The following is a 205-nucleotide window of genomic DNA, read 5'->3' on the forward strand; positions in this document are numbered from 1 at the left end:
TCGGCCTCGACGTCGCCCGGGATCAGACCGAGGACGGCCGGGGTTGGGTGGAGATCCTCGACAAGGGGATGGTGGTGACCCTCCGTGGCAAGTCTGGCTGGCGGGAGGTCGAGATCGGCCGCGGGTCATCCGACGTCACCTGCCCCGTCGTGGCGCTCGAAACTTGGCTCAAGCTGGCGAAGATCGGCCACGGGCCCCTGTTCCG

The 205-nt window shown here is 68.8% G+C and carries 1 pseudogene; it reads left to right on the top strand.

Annotated elements, in window-relative coordinates:
* Nucleotides 1-205, top strand: a pseudogene (locus V5F77_RS29425) (integrase); the annotation flags it as partial.

The organism is Roseixanthobacter psychrophilus (genome assembly GCF_043195195.1).
Taxonomy (GTDB): Bacteria; Pseudomonadota; Alphaproteobacteria; order Rhizobiales; family Xanthobacteraceae; genus NCEH01.